Below are 19,596 nucleotides of genomic sequence, written 5' to 3'. Positions count from 1 at the left end.
GGACATCACCCTTTCACGGTGAGTACAGGGGTTCGAATCCCCTTGGGGACGCCAGACCGGCTGAATCAGCCAACAATAAAGCCGCCTGGTAACAGTGCGGCTTTTTTGTTATTGGCCGCCATGCCCACGTTTTTCACTTCCCGTTCAATATGCCACTGCCTACCGATCGCGCATCATCTCTTGCCATCTTCTGCAAAGTCGTCGATAACTACGGCGATATCGGCATTTGCTGGCGTCTCGCGCGGCAGTTGAGCGGCGAGCACGGCGTGGCCGTCACCCTGTGGGTCGACGATTTATCCAGTTTCCGGCGTATTTGCCCGGAAATCGACGTGGCGGCGCCAGCGCAGCAGGCCGGCGGCGTCACGGTGCGCCACTGGCGCGACCAGGAGGGCGAGTTCGCGCCCGCCGATATCGCCGACATCGTCATCGAATTCTTTGCCTGCGACATCCCGCCCGGCTACATCGCCGCCATGGCGCAATGCGCGCCGCAGCCGGTGTGGCTGAACCTGGAAGGCTTGACGGCGGAAGAGTGGGTCGAGGGCTGCCATGCGCTGACGTCGCCGCGCCATGGCATGATCAAGCATTTCTTCTTCCCCGGTTTCACGCATAAAACGGGCGGCCTGCTGCGCGAAGCGGCGCTCGACGAGCGGCGGCTGGCGTTCCAGTCCGATGCGGCCGCCATGGCGGCATTCCTCGGGCAATTCGGCGTGACGGCAGCGGAAATGCGTGCCTTGAAAGTATCGCTGTTCTGCTACCCATCGGCTCCCGTCGCCGAGCTGTTTGCCACCTGGCGGGAGGGGAGCGATCCCATTACGTGCCTGGTGCCGGAAGGCGTCGCGTTCGATGCTGTTCAGGCGTTTATCGGCGACGATGCGGCGGTGGTCGGCGCGGCACGCACGCGCGGTGCGCTCACCGTGCGCGTGCTGCCTTTCATGCCGCAAGACGATTATGACCGCCTGCTGTGGGCTTGTGACGTCAATTTCGTGCGTGGCGAGGATTCTTTCGTGCGCGCGCAATGGGCTGGCCAGCCGTTTCTCTGGCATATCTACGTGCAGGATGAAAACCTGCATCACGTGAAATTGCGCGCCTTCTTGCAGCGCTATGCGGCCGATGCGGACGGCGCCATCGATAGCCTGGTGCAGGCGGCGCTAGCCTGGAATGGCGCCAGCGCGGACGCCTTGCCGTGGGCGCAGCTGTGGCCCGCATTGCAGGCTGATCTGCCGCGCATCCGGGCGCGCGCGCAGGCCTGGCAGCGGCAGATGCAGGCTAATGGCGATCTGGCAAGTAACTTGCTGGCGTTCGCTGGCGCGACGAGATAGGCGCTTGCCCAAAATTAAGGTAAAATGCCCGGTTATTTCTAACGTATTTTTAACCGATCAAACGCAAGCTTGCGGCGCTGATGGCGCCCAGGCGGCAGATGGTCTTCATGCAACCCACTTTTTACGTACATTCCTATGAAACCCGCAAAAGAAATTCGTGTTGGCAATATCATCATGGTCGACAGCAAGCCAATGATCGTGTTGCGTTCTGATGTCAACGGTTCGAGCCGCACGGGCTTCACCTACAAATGGAAGATGAAAAATCTTCTGACGAACACCCCGATGGAAAACGTGTTCCGCGGCGACGACAAGTTCGACGTTGTTGTTCTGGATAAAAAGCCAGTGACGTATTCGTACTTCGCCGATCCGCTGTTCGTTTTCATGGACACCGAGTACAACCAGTACGAAATCGAAGAAGAAAACCTGGGCGAAGCGCTGAACTACCTGAAAGATGGCATGGAATGCGAAGCCATTTTCTACGACGGCAAAGCTATCTCCGTTGAACTGCCTACGACCATCGCCCGTCAAGTGGTGTACTCGGAGCCAGCGGTCAAGGGCAACACGTCGGGCAACGTCCTGAAAGAAGCCAAGATCGAAAACGCCATCGACGCACACCGCCACACCGTGCAAGTGCCGCTGTTCGTGGCACAGGACGACGTCATCGAAATCGACACCCGTACCAACGAATACAAGCGTGTCGTACGCAACTGATAGAGCCTTGCACTGTGCCGCTCGCAGGGCCCGGCATTGCCGGTCTGCTTTGCTGCAGTGCTCGATCATCAAGAAACGCTGCCTTCGGGCGGCGTTTTTTTTGCTTAAAAAATAATTCCCTTCAACAACAATTGAGTTGCAAGGACTGCTATGCTATGGCTAGAACATTATTGCGGTAGAAACATTGAAGTTTCCTGGAGATAGCATGCAGCGCAGTCAGATGTTACGCAGTGGCGCGTCCCGGGGCGTGGCGCGCCCGGTATTGGCCCGTGCCACGGTGCCCGCCAGCCCCATGGCCCATCTGCTCGATGCCGGCGTCTTGCCGCAACAGCAGATGATGCAGGCAGGCAAACTCAGTTCGCATGCGCTGACGTCGCAGTACCTGGGGCGCATCCGCTCCCTGTGCAGCATCGGCGCGCGCGCCTATCCCGGCATTGAAATCAATCCCGACGCGCTGAAAATTGCCCTGGAAATGGACCGCGAACGGCAGGTGCACAAGGTGCGCGGCCCCTTGCACGGCATTCCCGTCGTCTTGCGCGACAATATCGCCACGGGCGACCGCATGAAGACGCGCACGCAAGCGCCCCTGGCCACGCATGCCAGTTGCGATTCCTTCGTGGCGGCGCGCTTGCGCGCGGCTGGCGCCGTCATCATCGGCAAAAGCAATTTGCGCCAATGGGCCGCCGTCAGCGTGCCGCATTCCAGTGCCAGCTGGGCCGGGCTGACCATCCTGGCCGTCGACAGCGCGGCGGACGGCTCCATCGTCGCGCCTGCTTCAAACTGCGGCCTGGTCGCCATCAAACCCACGGGCAGGACTGTCGCGGGGCAGGGCGGAGAGCCAGCCACGGCCGGACCGATGGCACCCAGCGTGCGCGAGGCGGCCTGGCTGCTCTCCGCCTTGACGGGGGAGCGCCTGGCCGATGGCGTGGTGCTCGACGCCGCCGGCTTGCATGGGCGCCGCATCGGCGTGGCGCGCAGCCTGTTCGGCCTGTGCGCCGGGACCGATGCCGTGATCGGGCAGGCGCTGGTGGTGCTGCGCGAACAGGGCGCGGAATTGATCGAGATGCCACCCGCGCCCGGGCCTGGCGGCATCGAAGCGTTGCTGGGCTCGCATGGACTCGATGCGCTGGTGGGGCCTACCTGCCATGGTGTATCGCAGGCGCCGTCGGCCTTGCCGCATATCACGGTGCCGGCCGGCCTGGCCGGGGGATCGCCGGTCGGTTTGTCCTTCATCGGTCCTGGCCACGGCGACATGCAGCTTATTGCGATGGCGTATGCGTATGAGCAGGCGACTTTGCACCGTCGCACGCCCGCGCTACCGTCGAGCATCACCCTGGCGCTGCGCCTGCCGTGATGATTCTTTTCGTTTACTTTCGATAAACTATGCTTGCAACCTTGCTGCTGACTGCGGTCGTGACCGCCGCCCCCCTGCCTGTCGATACCTTTGATGCCGCGCAATTGTCTGGCAGCTGGTCCGACAGCGTCAATACGACTAGTGTTTGCGAAGAAGCGCGGCACTTTACGCGCATGCAGCTGTCTGACGATCATCAGCGGCTGGCGATCTTCAGCGACCGCACATGGAAAAGCAAGCTCGGTGAAACCAACCGCTTTGCCGCGACGGTGGTGGCGGAAACGGAGCGTAGCCTGACCTTACGCTATGACAATGAAACCCGCCGCAATGCCGCTGGCAAGCTGGTGGAATGGCAATTGATCATCGTCGCGCCCGGCGTGTACCGCTGGCGCGAGACGGGCTGGCCGGAAGGCAAGGTCAACGGCGTCGTCGGTATCCGCTGTTCTCCCTGAGGCCGGTGCGCAGGCATGCCATTCTGCTATGCTGCCTCCATTACTGTATGCTTTTAGGAGATTGCATGTCCGCACGTTTGCTATTCCCCCTGTTCCTGGGCGCTGCCGTGGCGCTGGCCACCCTGCCGGCGCAAGCGCGCACACCCAAGCTGTCGCTGATCGAGCAGGCGCAAAGCTGCGATGGCGGCCATACCTGCCCGTATTTCCCCGACGTCTACAAGGCGGATTACGCCTTTCGCAAGGCCTTCAACGTGGGCTTGAAAAAGGCGGGCCTGAAGCGGCAGCGCTGGGTGCCGAATGGCGTGGCCAGCCCGCTCAAGCCCGTCGAGATCGACGGCAAGGCGCGCCTGCTGAGCAGCGTCTGCGAGCCGCACAATTGCGGCCACCGCTACTCCATCCTGTACGATCCGGCCGAGCGCAGCATGACGGGCGTGTATATGGGCAGCGACGGCAAGGGCGGCTTGCGCACCGTGTACTTTGGCGAGCCCAGCATCGCCGAAGCCGATTTGCTGTTCAAGAACTGATGCACGCGCCACTGCGCATCTCCAGCGAACGCGGCGAGCTGGACGTGCCCATGATCCACCGCTACCTGAGCGAGCAGTCGTACTGGAAGCGCGGCGTGGCGATCGACACCGTGCGCAAGGGGATCGCCAACGCGCTGTGTTTCGGTGGTTATGTGGATGGCCAGCAAGTGGCGTTCGCCAGGGTCATCACCGATTACACGGATTTTGCGTACCTGCGCGACGTGTTTGTGCTGCCGCCATACCAGAGGCGTGGATATGGCAAACAGATGGTGGCCGCCGTGCTCGGCGACGAGCGCTTGCGCGAGGTCGTCTGGATGCTGGGGACCGATGACGCGCATGGCCTGTATGCGGGCTTTGGTTTCGCGCCATTGGAGGCGCCGCAAAAATACATGCGCCGCCCCGCAGTATGAGAATTATCAAAACAACCTTTAGGTGTCAAGAGAACTATTAGCATTATTGTACGCAATAATGTTGCATTGATAATGACATCATGTCATTATGCGCGCTCCGCAGCGTGCGGTGCGTTGCTGTGCTTTGCCGTCGCCCTTGGGCGGGGCAAAGGTGGTGAGCCGTCCGATTGGTCGTCCCTGGCACGTTTTCTCGTCACTTTATAAGGAATACATCATGAAACAATATGGCGCCGAGTTTCTCGGCACGTTCTGGCTGGTGCTGGGCGGTTGCGGCAGCGCCGTGCTGGCTGCCGCTTTTCCCGGCCTTGGCATCGGCTTCGCCGGCGTGGCGCTGGCGTTTGGCCTGACGGTGCTGACCATGGCCTACGCCATCGGCCACATCTCGGGATGCCACTTGAATCCTGCCGTCTCGATCGGCCTGTGGGCTGGCGGCCGCTTTCCCGCCAATAAACTGTTGCCGTACATTGTCGCGCAAGTGCTGGGCGCCATCGTGGCCGGCGGCGTGCTGTACGTGATCGCCAGCGGCCAGGCCGGCTTCGATGTCAGCAAGGGCTTTGCCTCGAACGGCTTCGGTGCCCATTCGCCGGGCGGCTATTCGATGCTGTCGGCGCTGGTCATCGAAATCGTCCTGACGATGTTCTTCCTGATCGTCATCCTGGGTGCGACCGACAAGCGTGCGCCGGCCGGCTTCGCCCCGCTGCCGATCGGCCTGGCGCTGACCCTGATCCACCTGATCAGCATTCCCGTCACGAATACCTCCGTCAACCCGGCCCGCAGCACGGGCGTAGCCCTGTACGTGGGCGACTGGGCGACGAGCCAGTTGTGGCTGTTCTGGCTGGCGCCGATCATCGGCGCCTTGCTGGGCGCGCTGGCCTACCGTCTGATCGCTGGCGAAAAAGAGTAGGTCGGCTTAGCCCGCAGGGCGCAAGCCGACAATGCCGGCAAACGACTTGATGAAAGCAGCCCACGGGCTGCTTTTTTCGTTTAATCGGCGGCGCGCCACTCGCTCAGGTAGTGCTGCGGCGTGCGGCCCAGGATGCGGCGGAACATGGCGCTGAAGGCGCTGGGGCTGGCGTAGCCCAGCGCATAGGCGATGGCCGCCACGCCTTCGCCCCGGTCCAGGCGGCAAAATGCCTCGGCCAGGTGGACTTGCTGCAGCCATTGGCGGTAGTGCAAGCCCGTTTCCTTTGGGAATAAACGGATCAGGGTGCGCGCGCTGGCCCCCGCGTCCTGCGCCCAGTCCTCGATGCTGCGCCGGCTGCCGGGGGCGCTCATGATGGCCGAGCAGACGGCCACCAGGCGGCGGTCGCGTGGCCAGGGGATGGCGAGGGGCACGGTATCGGCCGCCGCCAGTTCCGACAGGATCAGGTGCGCCAGCCAGTCGCCGCGACCCGCCAGCGCATATTCGACCGGTTCGGCCAGCAAGGCCAGGATCAGCTCGCGCAGCAGCCGGCTCACTTCCAGCACCTTGCAATCGTTGCCATATTGGGCCGCTACCTGCGCATCGATGTACACGGTGCGCATGCTCAGTTCGCTCAAGATGTGGACTTCATGCACGACCCCCACGGGTATCAGCAGGGCGCGCCGGGGCGGCAGGATCCACACGCCGTGCCCGGTGGAGACGCGCATCACCCCTTGCGTCGCATACAGCAGTTGCGCCCGCACGTGGCTGTGCGGCGCTGTGTAGTCGCCCGCCACGTATTGCCTGGACATGGCCGTCACGGGGCGCGGCACATGCTGATAATCGTGCGAACTGGTGCTGCGGCTGAATGGCACGCCATCGGGGTGGGTCTGGACAGGTTGCTGGGTGTACATGTGGGGCGTTGGCTTGTCTCTGGGTTGTCACTTGGGCGACGATTATTGGAAGTTGTCAGTTCGGTGCCCATACTATACTGGCTTCTTTGCCGGGCCGCCCGCCGTGCCCGATTATTGCGGATGACACATGCACACAACCACACCTGCCCCAGCATTGGCCAAGTCCGTGCCGGCGGCGCCCTCGCTTCACAGTTCCCAACAACAATCCGGTCTGGCCATGCACATTCTGGGCGCCGTCGCCTTCGTGCATTTGCTCAATGACTTGATCCAGGCATTATTGCCGTCGATTTACCCGATGCTGAAAGCCGAGTTTTCACTCAGTTTTACCCAGGTCGGCCTTATAACCCTGACGTTCCAGTGCACGGCCTCCTTGCTGCAGCCCTGGATCGGCTTGTACACGGACCGCCGTCCGCTGCCGTTCTTGTTGCCGGTCGGCATGTGCTTTACCCTGGCCGGCGTGCTGATGCTGTCCATCGTCTCGACCTTTCCGACCCTGCTGATCGCCGCTGGCCTGATCGGCGTCGGTTCCTCAACTTTCCACCCGGAAGCGTCGCGCGTGGCGCGCATGGCCTCGGGCGGGCGCTACGGCTTTGCCCAGTCCCTGTTCCAGGTGGGCGGCAACGTCGGTTCCGCACTGGGACCGCTGCTGGCGGCGGCCGTCATCGTGAACCGTGGCCACGGCAATATCGCCTGGTTCAGCCTGCTGGCCGTGCTGGCCATCGGCGTGCTGTACAAGGTCAGCCACTGGTATGGCGGCCACCTGGCCAGCTTCAAGCCGAAGGCGGGCGGCCACGGGCCGAATTTGTCGCGCAACAAGGTGTTGCAAGCGCTGGGGGTGCTGGCCCTGCTGGTGTTCTCGAAGTACATCTACATGGCCAGCCTGTCGAGCTATTACACCTTTTACCTGATCGACAAATTCCACCTGTCGCTGGGCGACGCCCAGCTGTACCTGTTCCTCTTCCTCGCCGCCGTGGCGGCCGGCACTTTCATGGGCGGCCCCATCGGCGACCGCATCGGCCGCAAACGCGTGATCTGGATTTCCATCCTGGGTGCCGCGCCGTTCACCTTGCTGCTGCCGTATGTGGACCTGTTCTGGACGGCCGTCTTGACGGTGATCATCGGTTTCGTCATTTCCTCCGCCTTTTCCGCCATCGTCGTCTTCGCGCAGGAACTGGTGCCGGGCAAGGTGGGCATGATCGCGGGGATATTCTTTGGCCTGATGTTTGGCGTCTCCGGCATCGCGGCCGCCGCGATGGGCCACCTGGCCGACGCGTCGGGCATCGCCTATGTGTATAAAATCTGCTCCTACCTGCCGCTGCTGGGCATCCTGACGGTGCTGCTGCCGCATATCGAGCAGGCGAAAAAATAAGATAGTGGCGCCGGCGGCCTTGACGGCCAGTCGGCCCGCATGCGATATTGCCTCCATGAGCTCTTCCATCCTCCCTCCAGTCCTTGCATACCGCGCCGCCGCTGCGCTGTGTCCGTGTACCTGGCTTCGCGAGGATGCGGCCCGGCGCCGTTAAACTTTTTACTCCTCATTCCGATGGCCACAGTGTTGAAGAACCTGTGGCCATTTTCTTTTTCCGCAACGCGCATGAAAGTCCCGCATGACACTTCATTTGTACGACACGTATAGCCGCAGCCTGCGGCCCTTCGAGACCATTGCCCCGGGCCAGGCGGGCCTGTATGCCTGCGGTCCCACCGTCTACGATTACGCGCACATCGGCAACCTGCGCACCTATCTGTTCGTCGACGGCTTGCGCCGCGCGCTCGAATTCAACGGCTTGCAGGTGCGCCATGTGATGAACATCACGGACGTCGGCCACCTGACGTCGGATGCGGACAGCGGCGACGACAAGATCGAGGCGCGCAGCCGGCGCAGCGGCGAATCTGCCTGGGACATCGCCGCCGCATTCACGCGCGCGTTCGAAGAGGATTTGCGCCAGCTCAATATCCTGCCGCCCACCGTCTGGTGCCGCGCCACCGACCACATCGCGGAACAGATCGCCTTCATTCGCGACCTGGAAGCGAAGGGCTATACCTACCGCACGGACGACGGCATCTATTTCGACACGACGCGCCAGGACGATTACGGAAAGCTGGCGCGCCTGAAGCGCGACGGCCTGCAGGCGGGCAAGCGGGTAGACCTGGGAGAGAAGCGCGATATCTGCGACTTCGCGCTGTGGAAGTTCAGCGGCGTGCCGGGTCAGCGCCAGATGGAGTGGGACAGCCCGTGGGGCCTGGGTTTCCCCGGCTGGCATATCGAATGCTCGGCCATGGCGGAAAAGCACCTGGGGACGTATTTCGACATCCATTGCGGCGGCGAAGACCACGTGGCCGTCCACCACAGCAACGAGATCGCGCAGACGGAAGCGCGCCACGGCACGCGCCTGGCCAACTTCTGGCTGCATGGCGCTTTCCTCAAGACCCAGGATGCGAAGATGTCGAAATCCTCGGGCGACTTTTTGCGCCTGCAAAGCCTGGCGGAGCAGGGCGTCGATCCGCTGGCTTACCGCTACCTGTGCCTGGGCGCCCACTACCGCAGCAGCCTCAATTTCACGGACGACGCCTTGCGCGCCGCCAGCAGCGGCCTGGCACGATTGCGCGTGGCCGTGCATGGCCTGGGGGATGCGGGCGGCGCGGCCGATGCGACATGGCTGGCGCGTTTTAGGACCTGCATCAACGATGACCTGAACTTTCCGCGCGCGCTGGCCGTGGCCTGGGAGCTGCTGAAAAGCGCGCTGCCGGACGCCGTGAAAAAGGCCACCGTGGCCCATTTCGATATGGCCCTGGGACTCGATCTGCTGGCCTGGCAGCCGGTGCAGGTGGAGGTGCCGCAGCAGGTGCAAGCGTGGATGGCGGAACGGGCCATCGCGCGCGCGCAGCGCCAGTGGGCCGAGGCGGACCGTTTGCGTACACTGGCGCGCGCGGTCGGCTACGACATCGACGATACGCCGCAAGGGCAACAGGCGCGGCCTTTGTGAAGATGTCCTGCATAATGGCCGCCTGATGAAACTGGAGCTGCCGTGAAGCGTCGTTTGCTGCTATTGAGTTGTTGTCTGGCCTTCTCTGCCGCGCAGGCGGCCAGCGAGTGCCCGGGCTTTCCCGCGCTGGCCACATCGGGCGAGACGTTGCTGGCGCAAGTGCGCGCACTGCCGCCCGTGGGTGTCGACCGCGAACGGCAGGCGTGCGCGCCGGCGACCGTCATCGATTTCGCCTACAGCGGCGGCACCTTGTGCAGTTTTGGTGGTGAGGTCGATGCCGCGACGGCCGCTGTCACGCGCCTGGCCGATGGCGGTGAGCTGGTCGAGTACCTGTATCTGTTCCCGTATGCGCCGGCCTCGCACGCGCGCTTGCTGGCGCTGCTGGCCGCGCGTTTTACGCCGGTCGACCAGGCTGCCTGGCCCGCCTTTCTGCAAGGTGCGACGCCAGGCAAGGAAACCACGGCCCTGTTCACCCATGGCGGCTACTATATTTCGCTGGGCAAGCCCGCCGAAGGCGATCCCGCCGCATGGTATTCGAATGTGATCTTTGAAAAGATGGACCAGCCGGCGCTGGGCGTGCGCAAGGTGTGCCGGGAGGGGCGCGATGGCTGAAGCGGACGCCTTTCCGGCGGCGTTGGCCGGCACTGTGGCGCAGCTGCTGCCCGCGCTGGGCAGTAGCCGGGCCCACCCGCCATTTGTCGTGTGCCAGGATGGCGAGGCTGTGCTGATCCCGACGCGCACGTATTACGACCGCGAGCGGCTGCTGGCCTGTACGCGGCTGGCAGGCGACGCGGGCGTGCTGGCCCTGTGCCTGGGCACGCGCCACCATGACGGTCACGTGCGCGAAGCGTGTGCAAGACAGCTGTTGCTGCAGGAGCGGGCGTGGACGGTGCCGTTCGTCGTGCACCTGTGCGGCGAATACGTGCTGGAGATAATCGAGGAAATTGGCGCGGCGCTGCCGGTCTGGAATACGGATGCGCTGGCGCGCTATCTGCGGGAGAACCCTGCGTATGTCGCCACCCTGGAGCGGCGCGCCGTCAGCTACTGGAACTGCTACTACCGCGGGCGCTACCCCGTGTGGGAAGACTACCCGGGACGCAGGACCATGGCGGCCCTGCGTGCCTTGCAAGCGCTTACGCCTCGATAAAGCGCATCTTGAAGCTGCGGCCCTTGATGTTGCCGAAGTCGCGGCCCAGGGAGTTACCGGCGTTGAGGCGCTTGAAGGCCGCTTCGGCCACCTTGCGGTCCAGCGCCACGTAGGTCATGAATTCGAACACGTTGATCTTGCCCACTTGTTCCTTGGTGAGACCCGCGTCGCCCGTCAGCGCGCCCAGCAAGTCGCCCGGGCGCAGCTTGTCCTTCTTGCCGCCCATGATGCACAGGGTGACCATCGGCGCCGGCAGCGCCTCCATCCCGTCATCCTCCGCCAGTTCCTTCAGGTCGTGCCATTCGGCAGCGCTGTTCTGGTACTGCTCGATCAGCTTGACCCATTTTTTCTCGTTCGGCGCGCACAGCGACAGGGCCAGGCCCTTCTTGCTGCCGCGGCCCGTGCGGCCGATGCGGTGGATATGCACTTCCGTGTCTTTCGACACGTCGACGTTGATCACGGCGCCCAGGTCGGAAATGTCGAGGCCGCGCGCGGCGACGTCGGTGGCGACCAGCACGGAGCAGCTGCGGTTGGCGAAGAGCACGAGGATTTCATCGCGCTCGCGCTGTTCCAGCTCGCCGTACAGGGCCAGCGCGGAAAAGCCTTGCTGGCGCAGTTCCTCGGCCAGTTCGCGGCAATGCACCTTGGTGTTGCAGAAGGCCAGCGTGGATTCCGGCTTGAAGTGTTTCAACAGCTTGCCGACGGCGCCATTGCGCTCGTCGAAGCCGATTTCATAGAAGCGCTGCTCGATCTTGTCGTTGTCGTGCTGCGCCTCGACCGTCACTTCCAGCGGATTGACGAGGAACGATGCCGTGGCGCGGCGGATGTCTTCCGGATACGTGGCCGAGAACAGCAAGGTCTGGCGCCGCGCCGGGCAGGCGCTGACGATGCCGGCGATTTCCTCGTAAAAGCCCATGTCCGTCATGCGGTCCGCTTCATCGAGTACCAGCGTCTGTACGTGATTCAGGTTGATGGTGCCGCGGCCCAGGTGGTCGCGCAGGCGGCCCGGCGTGCCGACGACGATGTGGGCGCCGTGTTCCAGCGAGGCGATCTGCGGGCGCATCGGCGCGCCGCCCGTCAGGGTCAGGATCTTGATGTTGCCAGCGGCGCGGGCCAGGCGGCGCAGCTCATTGGCCACCTGGTCGGCCAGTTCGCGCGTCGGGCACAGCACCAGGCCTTGCACGGCAAACCAGACCGGATTGAGCTTGTGCAGGATGCCGATGCCGAAGGCGGCCGTCTTGCCGCTGCCTGTTTTCGCCTGGGCGATCAGGTCGCGGCCATCGAGCACCGCCGGCAGGCTTTGCGCCTGGATGGTGGTCATCTCGTGGTAGCCGAGCGAGTCCAGGTTGGCCAGGAAGGCGGGCGTCAGCGGCAGGCTGGCAAAGGAAGTGGTGGTGTCAGTGGTGGTGTTCATAGGGGCGGAGCCGGTAAAAAGCGGGTGGATGGGCACAGTCTACAGGCGTTCTACGCCCTTGTGCGGATGGTGGTGTGGAAGCTGGCGGCAAACGGCCGCCCGCGTGTGGTACTAGTTGTCGGGCGCCCAGATGGGCAAGCCGGTGAGATCGAGGCCGGCGTCGCGCGTCCACACGGGCAGGCCCGAGGCATCGGTCGGCTCCAGCAATTCGAGCTGCACCTGCTTCAAGGCCACCTTGCGCGCGCGCGCGCGGCGCTGTGGCTCCGGCGCCGGCTCTGGCGCCTCGAGCGCTGGCGGCGGGCCGAAACCGGGCAAGTCGATGGTGGCGTTGTCTTTTTTATCTCTCATTTCTGAACCTCTGGTCCCCGGCCGCGAAAAATGGCGCCGGGGAGCGGGCAAAAAGCTGTCCGCTGTGTGAATACTCTGTGCGTCTCGCCCACAAAACAAAAGCCCGGCTACTGGAGTCGGGCTCATTGTTGGAACAATCGTCAGGGATACCTGTCCTGCGGATTTAAGTGCGGCACGCAGTGTATCACAGGCGTGCCGCATTGTGGGAGGCTTAGCGGAAGCTCAGGGCGCCTGTCAGGTCGCCCGGCGGCAGCGCGCCGCGTGACGCGAACGCGTCGTTGCGCACTTTCAGGCCTTCGAGCAGCGGCAGGTCGTGCAGGCGCGTGATCAGGCGCAGGATCGACGTCGTGTCGTAGAAACTGTGGTCGACGGCGCCTTTCTTCGCGTACGGCGAGACGACGATGGCGGGAATGCGCGTGCCCGGACCCCAGCGGTCGCCCTTCGGCGGCGCCACGTGATCCCACCAGCCGCCGTTTTCGTCGAACGTGATCACCACGATCATGTCCTTCCACTGCGGCGATTCCTTCAGATGCTGGATGACGTTGGCCACGTGCTGGTCGCCCGACTCGATGTCCGAGTAGCCGGCGTGCAGGTTCAGGTTGCCCTGCGGCTTGTAGAAGGTCACGGCCGGCAGCTTGCCGGCCACGGCGGCGGCGAGGAATTTGTTCGAAATCGGGCTGTCACCCGTACCGCCATCGCGCAGGTGCTCGGCGCGCGCGGCCGTGCCGGGGGCGAACTGCTTGAAGTAGTTCAGCGGCTGGTGGTGGAACTGGAAGTTCGGCTTGCTGCCGCCGCCCTTGTGGTCGAGCGCCGCTTGCCAGCCGCCGCCATACCAGGCCCAGCTGACGCCTTTGCGCGACAGCAGGTCGCCGATGGTGTCGTAGGTTTGCGGCGGCAGGGTATTCGCGTCGGCCGGGTCGGCATGCAGCGGGTCGCCGTCAAAGGCGGGGCGGACATAGCTCGGTTGATATGGCGGCGCCATGGTGTTGACGGCATAGCCGTCCGGCGTGAGGGCGCCGTCGTTCACATATTTCGGCTTGCCATCGAGCGCGGAAGCGGGGCACTCGGGCGAAATCGCCAGGCGCACGCCTTGCGGGCCATCGGACAGCACGGCAATCTTTTTCTTCGCCGCCGTATCAGGCGCGTTGAAGTATTCGTTGGCGCGGCCCGTGACGAGGAACTGGTGGTTCATATAGGAGCCGCCGAAGGCCGCCATGAAGAAGTTGTCGCACAGCGTGTACTGTTCGGCGATCTGCCACAGGTTCAGGTTTTTCGACGTTTCTCCGTAGTGGCCCATCACCAGGCCGCCGCTGTCGGCCCACGCGGCAAAGCCGTCGTTCTTGCCGCCGTTGATCTGCATCTGGTTGTTATAGAATCGGTGCACGAGGTCGCGCGTGATGATGCTCTCGGGCAGGGGCTTGCCAGCCGCGTCGCTCAATTTGTAGGGCGCGTTGGGCAGGCCGGAAATCTGCTCTTCCTTGATCAGGTAATCGATGCCGCCGATATTCTGCTGGTTCGGCACCAGGCCGCCCCAGATTTTCGGCAAGGTGGCCAGTGGCTTGCCGTCGCGGTCCAGCTGCTGCGCCTGTTCAGCCGTGACGGTGGACAGGGGCGCGCTGGTGCCGGGGAAGTTGGCGAACAGGTTGTTGAAGCTACGGTTTTCCAGGTAGATCACGACCACGTTCTTGACGTGCGCCTTGAGCTTCGCGTCGAGCGAGCCCCTGGCAATGGTCTTTTTTGCTGGCGCGGCGCCGGCCAGCGCCGGCAGGCTGGCGGCCAGGCCGACTGCGGAAGCAGCCTGGAAAATGCGCCGGCGCGAGGGATTGGCGGGTTGGTCGGCCGGATCGGCTGGCAGGGCGGGGGCGAGGTCCTTCACACATTCTCCTTGGTGTCTCTATGGGCACGGGCGTTGACGGCAATGGCCGGCAGCGCCCGTGAAGCGGGAAAATTGTATCACCGGCCCCGCGCCCCTGTGAACTATTCAGCCCAGCCTAGAACTGGTAGCGCACGGTCAACGCCACCTTGCGCGCCGGACCATGCATGCCAGAGTACCACCAGTCCGACACGGAAGCCGTGTACTGCTTGTCGAACAGGTTGGCCACGTTGACGGTGGCAGAGAGCTTGTCGTTGACGTCGTAGCGCGCCATCAGGCTGGCCACCGAGTACGCCTTCTGTTCCCAGTGCAGGGTGCTGTTGATCTGCCACGCATCGATGTCGGAATACACGCGGCTTTGCCAGTTCATGCCGCCGCCCAGCGTCAGGCGGTGCAGGTCGCCGGGCAGCCGATACGTGGTCCACAGTTTCACCAGGTGGCGCGGGAAGGTGGTCTGGATCGCCTTGCCGGTATTGTTTTCCGTCTGGCTGTACGACCACGAAGCCGAGATGTTCCAGCTTGGGGTGAGGGCGCCTGTCGCCTCCAGGTCCACGCCCTGGGTCCTGGCGCCCTTGATGGCGCGGTTGGCGGGATTGTTCGTGCCCGGCACGGTGTAGCCAGGGTCCGATTCGGACAGATTGCTCTGGCGGATCTGGTACAGCGCGGCAGAGGTGTTCAGGCGGCCATCGAGCCAGCCGCTCTTGACGCCCGCTTCCAAGGTCTTGCCTTCGCGCGGCGCCAGCAGCTTGCCGTAGCGGTCTTGCGATGCTTGCGGCTGATAGATGGTGGAATAACTGGCGTAGGCGCTGTGCGTGGCGTCGATATTGAACACCAGGCCGCCGTACGGCGTGAAGACGCGGCCGTCCGATGCCGGGGACGCGCTGAAAAATGGCACGGTAGGCGCGTCCGAGATGTAATTCTCGCTGTAGCGCAGCACCTTGGCGCCGGCGATCAGTTTCAGGCGCTCGGAGAGGTTGATGCGGCTGGCCGCGTAGGCGCTGGCCTGGCGGCGCGTGCTGTCGTAGGTGACGAAGGTATCGCCAAACACGGGCGTTGCCGTGCGATTCCAGCGGTACAGATTGGCGGGCGTGCGCTGGATGCTATTGTCGAAGCGGCCATCCGTCGTGCTTTGAAATTCGCTGTAGTCCATGCCCAGCACCAGTTCGTGCTGGCGGCCGAACGCGCTGAACGGTCCGCGCACATTGACGTCCACGCTGTTGACCTGGAGCTGGTAATCGCGGTAGTCGGCGCTCAAGCGCAGGCCATCGCCCGTGGCCTGGTCGGGGAAGCCATCGCTCACGTTCAGGTAGACGGCGCGCTCTTCCTGCGAGGACTGCACGCGGTTGGCCGCAATTTTCAGTTTCCAGTCGTTTGCCAGCGCGTGTTCCACGGTGGCGAAGATGTCGGTCGAATTGGTGCCGAAGCGATTCGACGTGGCGGCCGGGCTGAAAGAGCGGGGCAGGTCCGTCATTGCGCCATTGCTGTAGAACAGGGGAAAGCCCAGGTAGGACAGGGATCCATTCGAGCGCTTGCGCTGGTGCGTGATGCCGGCCGTCAGCTTCGTGTTGCTGGAGAGATCCGCCTCGATCACGCCATACACCACTTTCTTGTCGCGGCTGTAGCCGTCGATGATGCTGTCGCCTTCCTCGTACACCGTCACCAGGCGGCCGCGCACCGTGCGCGCCGCGTTCAGCGGACCGGCGATGTCGGCCATGGCGCGCCGCTCAGCGTAGGAACCCAGCTCGCCCTCGACGGACGCCTGGAACTGCGCCGTCGGCTTCTTGCGCACCATGTTGATGGCGCCCGAGGCGTCGCCCGCGCCCGTCATCAGGCCCGAGGCGCCGCGCAGCACTTCGATGCGGTCGTACAGCGCCATGTCGGCCAGGCTTTGCGACGGTATCGCATTGAGGCCCAGGTTTTCCGAATGCGTGCTGACGCCATCGAGCTGGTAATTGGTGATCGAATAGCCGCGCGACGTAAAGCCCGTGCGCTCGCTGCCCAGCGAGAACAGGGTGATGCCCGGCGTTTGCGCCATCACTTGCGCGATGGTGCTCAAGCCCTGGTCCTGCATGCGCTGCTGCGTGATGACGCTGACCGACTGCGGCGTTTCCCTGATCGACAGGCCCAGCGGCGTGGCCGTGGCGATCGGCAGGGTGGAGACATACGCGCCCGAGCCTTCGGTGGCATCCTGCTGTGCCTTGACCGACACTTCCGGCATCATCGACAGCGCTTCGCCGCCCGCCGCGGTATCGGCCGGGCGCAGCACATAGCTGCCGTTGGTGCTGCGCTCGGCCTTCAAGCCGCTGCCGCGCAACACGCCGTTCAGGGCGGCCAGCACGTCGTGGCGGCCGCTCAAGCCGGCCGTCGTCTTGCCGCGCGTCTGCTCCGGCGTAAAGCTGAGGATCACCCTGGACTGGCTGGCCACCTGACGCAGGGCGGCGGCCAGGTCGCCGGCCGCCACCTGGAAGTCGTGGCTCGCCATTTGCGCTGCCGCGCCTTCCTGCGCCAGCGCCGGCGTGGGCACGTTCAGCAGCAGGGCCGAACCGATGAAGATGAACTGGATGGCATATGCCATGCGCTTGATGCGTGGCCTGGAAGAGAGAGCTTGGGACATGGTTACCTTGTGGTGTAGTCGTCAAAAAGAACGTTGCCTACACAGGTCACGCGAGAAACGGAAACGGGTAAGATTTTTTTGCGCTGGACGCTAAATAAATGCTCAGCGCTGCCGGCGCGCCTCTACCTGCACCCAGTAGCGCGTGCGCAGGCGCACGTCCACCGGCAGGGAGTCGGGCAGCGACAGCAGCACGGCGTCCAGGTCGGCCAGCGGGAAGACGCCGGAGATGCGCAGGCCGGCGACGGCGTCGTCGCAGCCCAGCAAGCCGTGGCGGTAGCGGCTCAGTTCATGCAGGAAGTCGCGCAGCGGCATGGCGTCGGCCAGCAGCAAGCCCTGGCGCCAGGCCCAGATGTCGGGCGAGACGGCGTGCGCGGGCAGGGTATTGTGCGCCGTCATGCCGCCGCCCTGGCCTGCGCGGACCAGCAGATTGCCATCGCCATGGCGCGGCGTCAGCCGCACGGCGCCTTCCTCGACGGCGACCACGGTGCTGCCATCGGCCTGGCGCACCGAGTAGCGCGTGCCCAGCGCCTGGGCGTGGCCATGCGCGGTGTCGACGAGGAAGGGGCGGTAGGGCCGACCCGTTTCAGGGGCGGTGGCGATGAATATCTCCCCTTGCACCAGTTGCAGCAGGCGCTGCGTGTCCGTGTAGCGGAGGTTGACGGCGCTGCCGCTGTTCAGGTGCAGACGGCTGCCGTCGGGCAGGGTCAGCTCGCGGCGTTCGCCCACGCCGGTGGACAGGTCGGCCAGCGCGGCGCGGGCAAAGTCGGGCGCATATGCCGAGCGCGCGCCGAACCAGCCCGTGAGGCCGATGGCCGATACCCACGCCAGCAGCTGCAGGCTGTTGCGGCGCGAGATTGCACGCGAACGGGGACCTGGCTGCAGTGCCTTGCGGCTGGCCTGCGCATCGAGTTCGCGCAAGCCGCCGCTGACGCTTTCGATATGTTTCCACGCCCGTTCATGGTCGGGGTGCGCCTGGCGCCACTCTTGCCAGGCCGCCTTTTCCTCCGGCGTGGTGACGCCACTCATCAGGGTGGCCAGCCATTCGGCCGCCTGCATGGCGATGGCCAGGTCGATGGGCTGGCCCTGTGCGTAGACGGTGGCGCCGCGCATGTCAGGGCGCGGCAAAATCGGGCACGGCAAAAAAGCACAGCAGATTGGCCTTGCTCAGGTATTTTTTGACGGAATGCGTGGTGGTGCCCAGTTCGGCGGCGATCTCGGCATAGGTCATGCCGTCCAGGTGGGCCAGCAGGAAGGCGGCCCTGGCCTTGGCGGAGAGGTGGTCCAGCGCGCGGTCGATCCGCTGCAGCGATTCGAGCAGGATGGACATCGCTTCCGGCGAGGGCGTGCACGCTTGCGGCTGGTGCAGCAGCGCGTCGAGGTAGGCCCGTTCCAGCGCTTCGCGCCGGCAGTGATTGGCCAGCAGGCGCTTGGCGATGGTGGCCAGGAAGGGGCGCGGCTGCGCGATCCCGGCACTGCTGCGCGCGACGAAGATCTTGATGAAGGTATCCTGCGCCAGGTCGCCCGCCAGCCCCGCATCGTGCAGGCGGCGCTTCAGCCAGTGCAGCAGCCAGGAGTGGTGCTCGGCATACAGGGCCTGGAAGTCGGACGGCGGGGAAGGGGCGGACAGCATGTGTACGGTACAGCTTAATCTAAATGAGAATTGTTCTCATAATAGCGCAGCGACGCACGCCAGGCAATCAGGAAAACGCGGCGTTGTTGAAATGCGACTGCGCGCCCGGGCCGTGCGGCACCGGATTTGCGCCGCCGCACGGCAGATGTAAAAGTTTCCTTGGCGCAAGCTTTCATGTGAGAAAATGCGGCTTGTCGATGTGGTGCGGAGCGAAAGATGATGTGGATGGTTGGCGGTGCCCTGGTTCTGTTGGTGGCCAGATTTTTATGGTTGGCCTTCTTTCACCGTGTCAACGCGATGTCGCGCCAGGCGGAATTGATGAACTGGCTCGACATCGGCCGGGTGTCGAATGCCGATGGCGGCAAGGATATTTTGTTGGCGAGAAATGAGCGCGGCGCCCGGATCGACTGGCGCACGGGCGAGGTCTGGCTGATGAATCCCAAGGTGGCCGAGCCGTTTGCCGATTTTCTCGCCGTCGAGCGCTGGCTGACTCTGCGCGACATGCCGATGGCCGACAAGCCGGCGCATGCCGCTCCTGCGCCAGCGGAGCCGGAGCCGGCGCCTGAGCCCGGACCCGTGCGCGATACCCTGCCGGCCTTCCAGCAAAAGGTCGACGCTTGCCTGGCCAAGGCCGAGGGGGGCCAGGAATTGTTGGAAACCAAGCAAGCGTTCGAGGCCGGCAGCGAGTCCTATCTTGAGGCGTCGACGGAATTGAGCAAGACGGCGCTGGAGCTCGAAGTGTCGCCGGCCATGGTGGCCACGTTTCATATCAGCGCCTTTGCCGCCCTGGCCGAAACGGCGGGAGCCGACAAGCTGGAACGGGTGGCGGCCAGCCTGCACGCGGCGGCCAGGCAGATCAGGGCCAGCGCCGCCGCGTAAAAGTGGTGGCAAGAGCGGGCCGGAAATGAAAAAACCGCTGAATCCCTTGCAGGAGTCAGCGGTTTTTATGTATTGGTTGCGGGGACAGGATTTGAACCTGTGACCTTCGGGTTATGAGCCCGACG

General features: G+C 64.1%; 19 protein-coding genes. 12 read left to right on the top strand and 7 right to left on the bottom strand.

From position 1 onward, the window contains the following. The first annotated feature begins 149 nt into the window (after positions 1-149). From earP to aqpZ, 7 genes are all read left to right on the top strand, one after another. The gene (gene earP / locus AC54AF_RS25715) at positions 150-1,319 is read left to right on the top strand and encodes an elongation factor P maturation arginine rhamnosyltransferase EarP (protein WP_496638831.1); all 1,170 of its coding nucleotides are present in this window, start codon (positions 150-152) and stop codon (positions 1,317-1,319) included. A gap of 135 nt (positions 1,320-1,454) precedes the next feature. Further along, positions 1,455-2,030, top strand: coding sequence for an elongation factor P (locus tag AC54AF_RS25710; protein WP_034758247.1), 576 nt, complete (start codon positions 1,455-1,457; stop codon positions 2,028-2,030). 205 nt (positions 2,031-2,235) lie between these two features. Further along, the gene (locus AC54AF_RS25705) at positions 2,236-3,384 is read left to right on the top strand and encodes an amidase family protein (protein ID WP_496638830.1); all 1,149 of its coding nucleotides are present in this window, start codon (positions 2,236-2,238) and stop codon (positions 3,382-3,384) included. Positions 3,385-3,413: 29 nt separating this feature from the next. Beyond that, entirely contained in the window at positions 3,414-3,833 is a 420-nt protein-coding gene (locus tag AC54AF_RS25700) for a hypothetical protein (protein ID WP_496638829.1), read from the top strand. Between the two features lie 65 nt (positions 3,834-3,898). Then, on the top strand, positions 3,899-4,357 hold the full coding sequence (locus tag AC54AF_RS25695) for a hypothetical protein (RefSeq protein ID WP_496638828.1): 459 nt from the start codon (positions 3,899-3,901) through the stop codon (positions 4,355-4,357). Further along, a complete protein-coding gene (locus AC54AF_RS25690) occupies positions 4,357-4,767 on the top strand; it encodes a GNAT family N-acetyltransferase (protein ID WP_496638827.1) in 411 nt (136 codons plus the stop codon). Before AC54AF_RS25695 ends, AC54AF_RS25690 begins: the two co-directional genes overlap by 1 nt. A gap of 214 nt (positions 4,768-4,981) precedes the next feature. Beyond that, positions 4,982-5,671 carry an aquaporin Z gene (gene aqpZ / locus AC54AF_RS25685; protein ID WP_131687363.1) on the top strand — a complete coding sequence of 230 codons (690 nt, stop codon included), beginning with the start codon at positions 4,982-4,984 and terminating at the stop codon, positions 5,669-5,671. Positions 5,672-5,751: 80 nt separating this feature from the next. Here the strand turns inward: aqpZ and AC54AF_RS25680 are convergent, their stop codons facing one another. Then, positions 5,752-6,582 carry an AraC family transcriptional regulator gene (locus tag AC54AF_RS25680; protein ID WP_496638826.1) on the bottom strand — a complete coding sequence of 277 codons (831 nt, stop codon included), beginning with the start codon at positions 6,580-6,582 and terminating at the stop codon, positions 5,752-5,754. A 127-nt stretch (positions 6,583-6,709) separates the two neighbouring features. Here AC54AF_RS25680 and AC54AF_RS25675 point away from each other — a divergent pair, with 127 nt between their 5' ends. The 4 genes from AC54AF_RS25675 to AC54AF_RS25660 all read left to right on the top strand — a co-directional run bounded on the left by AC54AF_RS25675 (position 6,710) and on the right by AC54AF_RS25660 (position 10,713). After that, positions 6,710-7,951, top strand: a complete 1,242-nt coding sequence (locus tag AC54AF_RS25675; protein ID WP_496638825.1) for an MFS transporter — start codon at positions 6,710-6,712, stop codon at positions 7,949-7,951. A gap of 238 nt (positions 7,952-8,189) precedes the next feature. Beyond that, positions 8,190-9,566 (top strand): cysteine--tRNA ligase, encoded by a 1,377-nt coding sequence (cysS, locus tag AC54AF_RS25670; protein WP_496638824.1) that lies wholly within the window; start codon positions 8,190-8,192, stop codon positions 9,564-9,566. A gap of 42 nt (positions 9,567-9,608) precedes the next feature. Next, a complete protein-coding gene (locus AC54AF_RS25665; protein WP_496638823.1) occupies positions 9,609-10,178 on the top strand; it encodes a hypothetical protein in 570 nt (189 codons plus the stop codon). Beyond that, complete coding sequence (locus AC54AF_RS25660) at positions 10,171-10,713, top strand: hypothetical protein (RefSeq protein WP_496638822.1); 543 nt, start codon at positions 10,171-10,173, stop codon at positions 10,711-10,713. Before AC54AF_RS25665 ends, AC54AF_RS25660 begins: the two co-directional genes overlap by 8 nt. Here AC54AF_RS25660 and dbpA read toward each other — a convergent pair. From dbpA to AC54AF_RS25630, 6 genes are all read right to left on the bottom strand, one after another. Continuing rightward, positions 10,700-12,127 (bottom strand): ATP-dependent RNA helicase DbpA, encoded by a 1,428-nt coding sequence (gene dbpA, locus AC54AF_RS25655; RefSeq protein ID WP_496638821.1) that lies wholly within the window; start codon positions 12,125-12,127, stop codon positions 10,700-10,702. The two genes, AC54AF_RS25660 and dbpA, sit on opposite strands and share 14 nt — an antisense overlap. Before the next feature lie 111 nt (positions 12,128-12,238). Beyond that, entirely contained in the window at positions 12,239-12,475 is a 237-nt protein-coding gene (locus AC54AF_RS25650; RefSeq protein WP_496638820.1) for a hypothetical protein, read from the bottom strand. 211 nt (positions 12,476-12,686) lie between these two features. After that, positions 12,687-14,351, bottom strand: a complete 1,665-nt coding sequence (locus AC54AF_RS25645) for an acid phosphatase (RefSeq protein WP_496638819.1) — start codon at positions 14,349-14,351, stop codon at positions 12,687-12,689. 115 nt (positions 14,352-14,466) lie between these two features. Then, positions 14,467-16,962: a TonB-dependent siderophore receptor gene (locus AC54AF_RS25640; RefSeq protein WP_496638818.1), complete on the bottom strand. Its 2,496-nt coding sequence runs from the start codon at positions 16,960-16,962 to the stop codon at positions 14,467-14,469. A 102-nt stretch (positions 16,963-17,064) separates the two neighbouring features. Beyond that, a complete protein-coding gene (locus AC54AF_RS25635; protein WP_496638817.1) occupies positions 17,065-18,072 on the bottom strand; it encodes a FecR domain-containing protein in 1,008 nt (335 codons plus the stop codon). A gap of 1 nt (position 18,073) precedes the next feature. Next, complete coding sequence (locus tag AC54AF_RS25630) at positions 18,074-18,592, bottom strand: sigma-70 family RNA polymerase sigma factor (protein WP_496638816.1); 519 nt, start codon at positions 18,590-18,592, stop codon at positions 18,074-18,076. Between the two features lie 216 nt (positions 18,593-18,808). Between AC54AF_RS25630 and AC54AF_RS25625 the strand changes: the two genes are divergently transcribed. Further along, entirely contained in the window at positions 18,809-19,471 is a 663-nt protein-coding gene (locus AC54AF_RS25625) for a hypothetical protein (protein WP_496638815.1), read from the top strand. Positions 19,472-19,596: the final 125 nt, after the last annotated feature.

The sequence above is a fragment of the Janthinobacterium sp. JF4 genome, assembly GCF_059617925.1.
The sequence above is the reverse complement of the archived record's forward strand: the minus strand, read 5'-3'. Positions and strand labels throughout refer to the sequence as shown.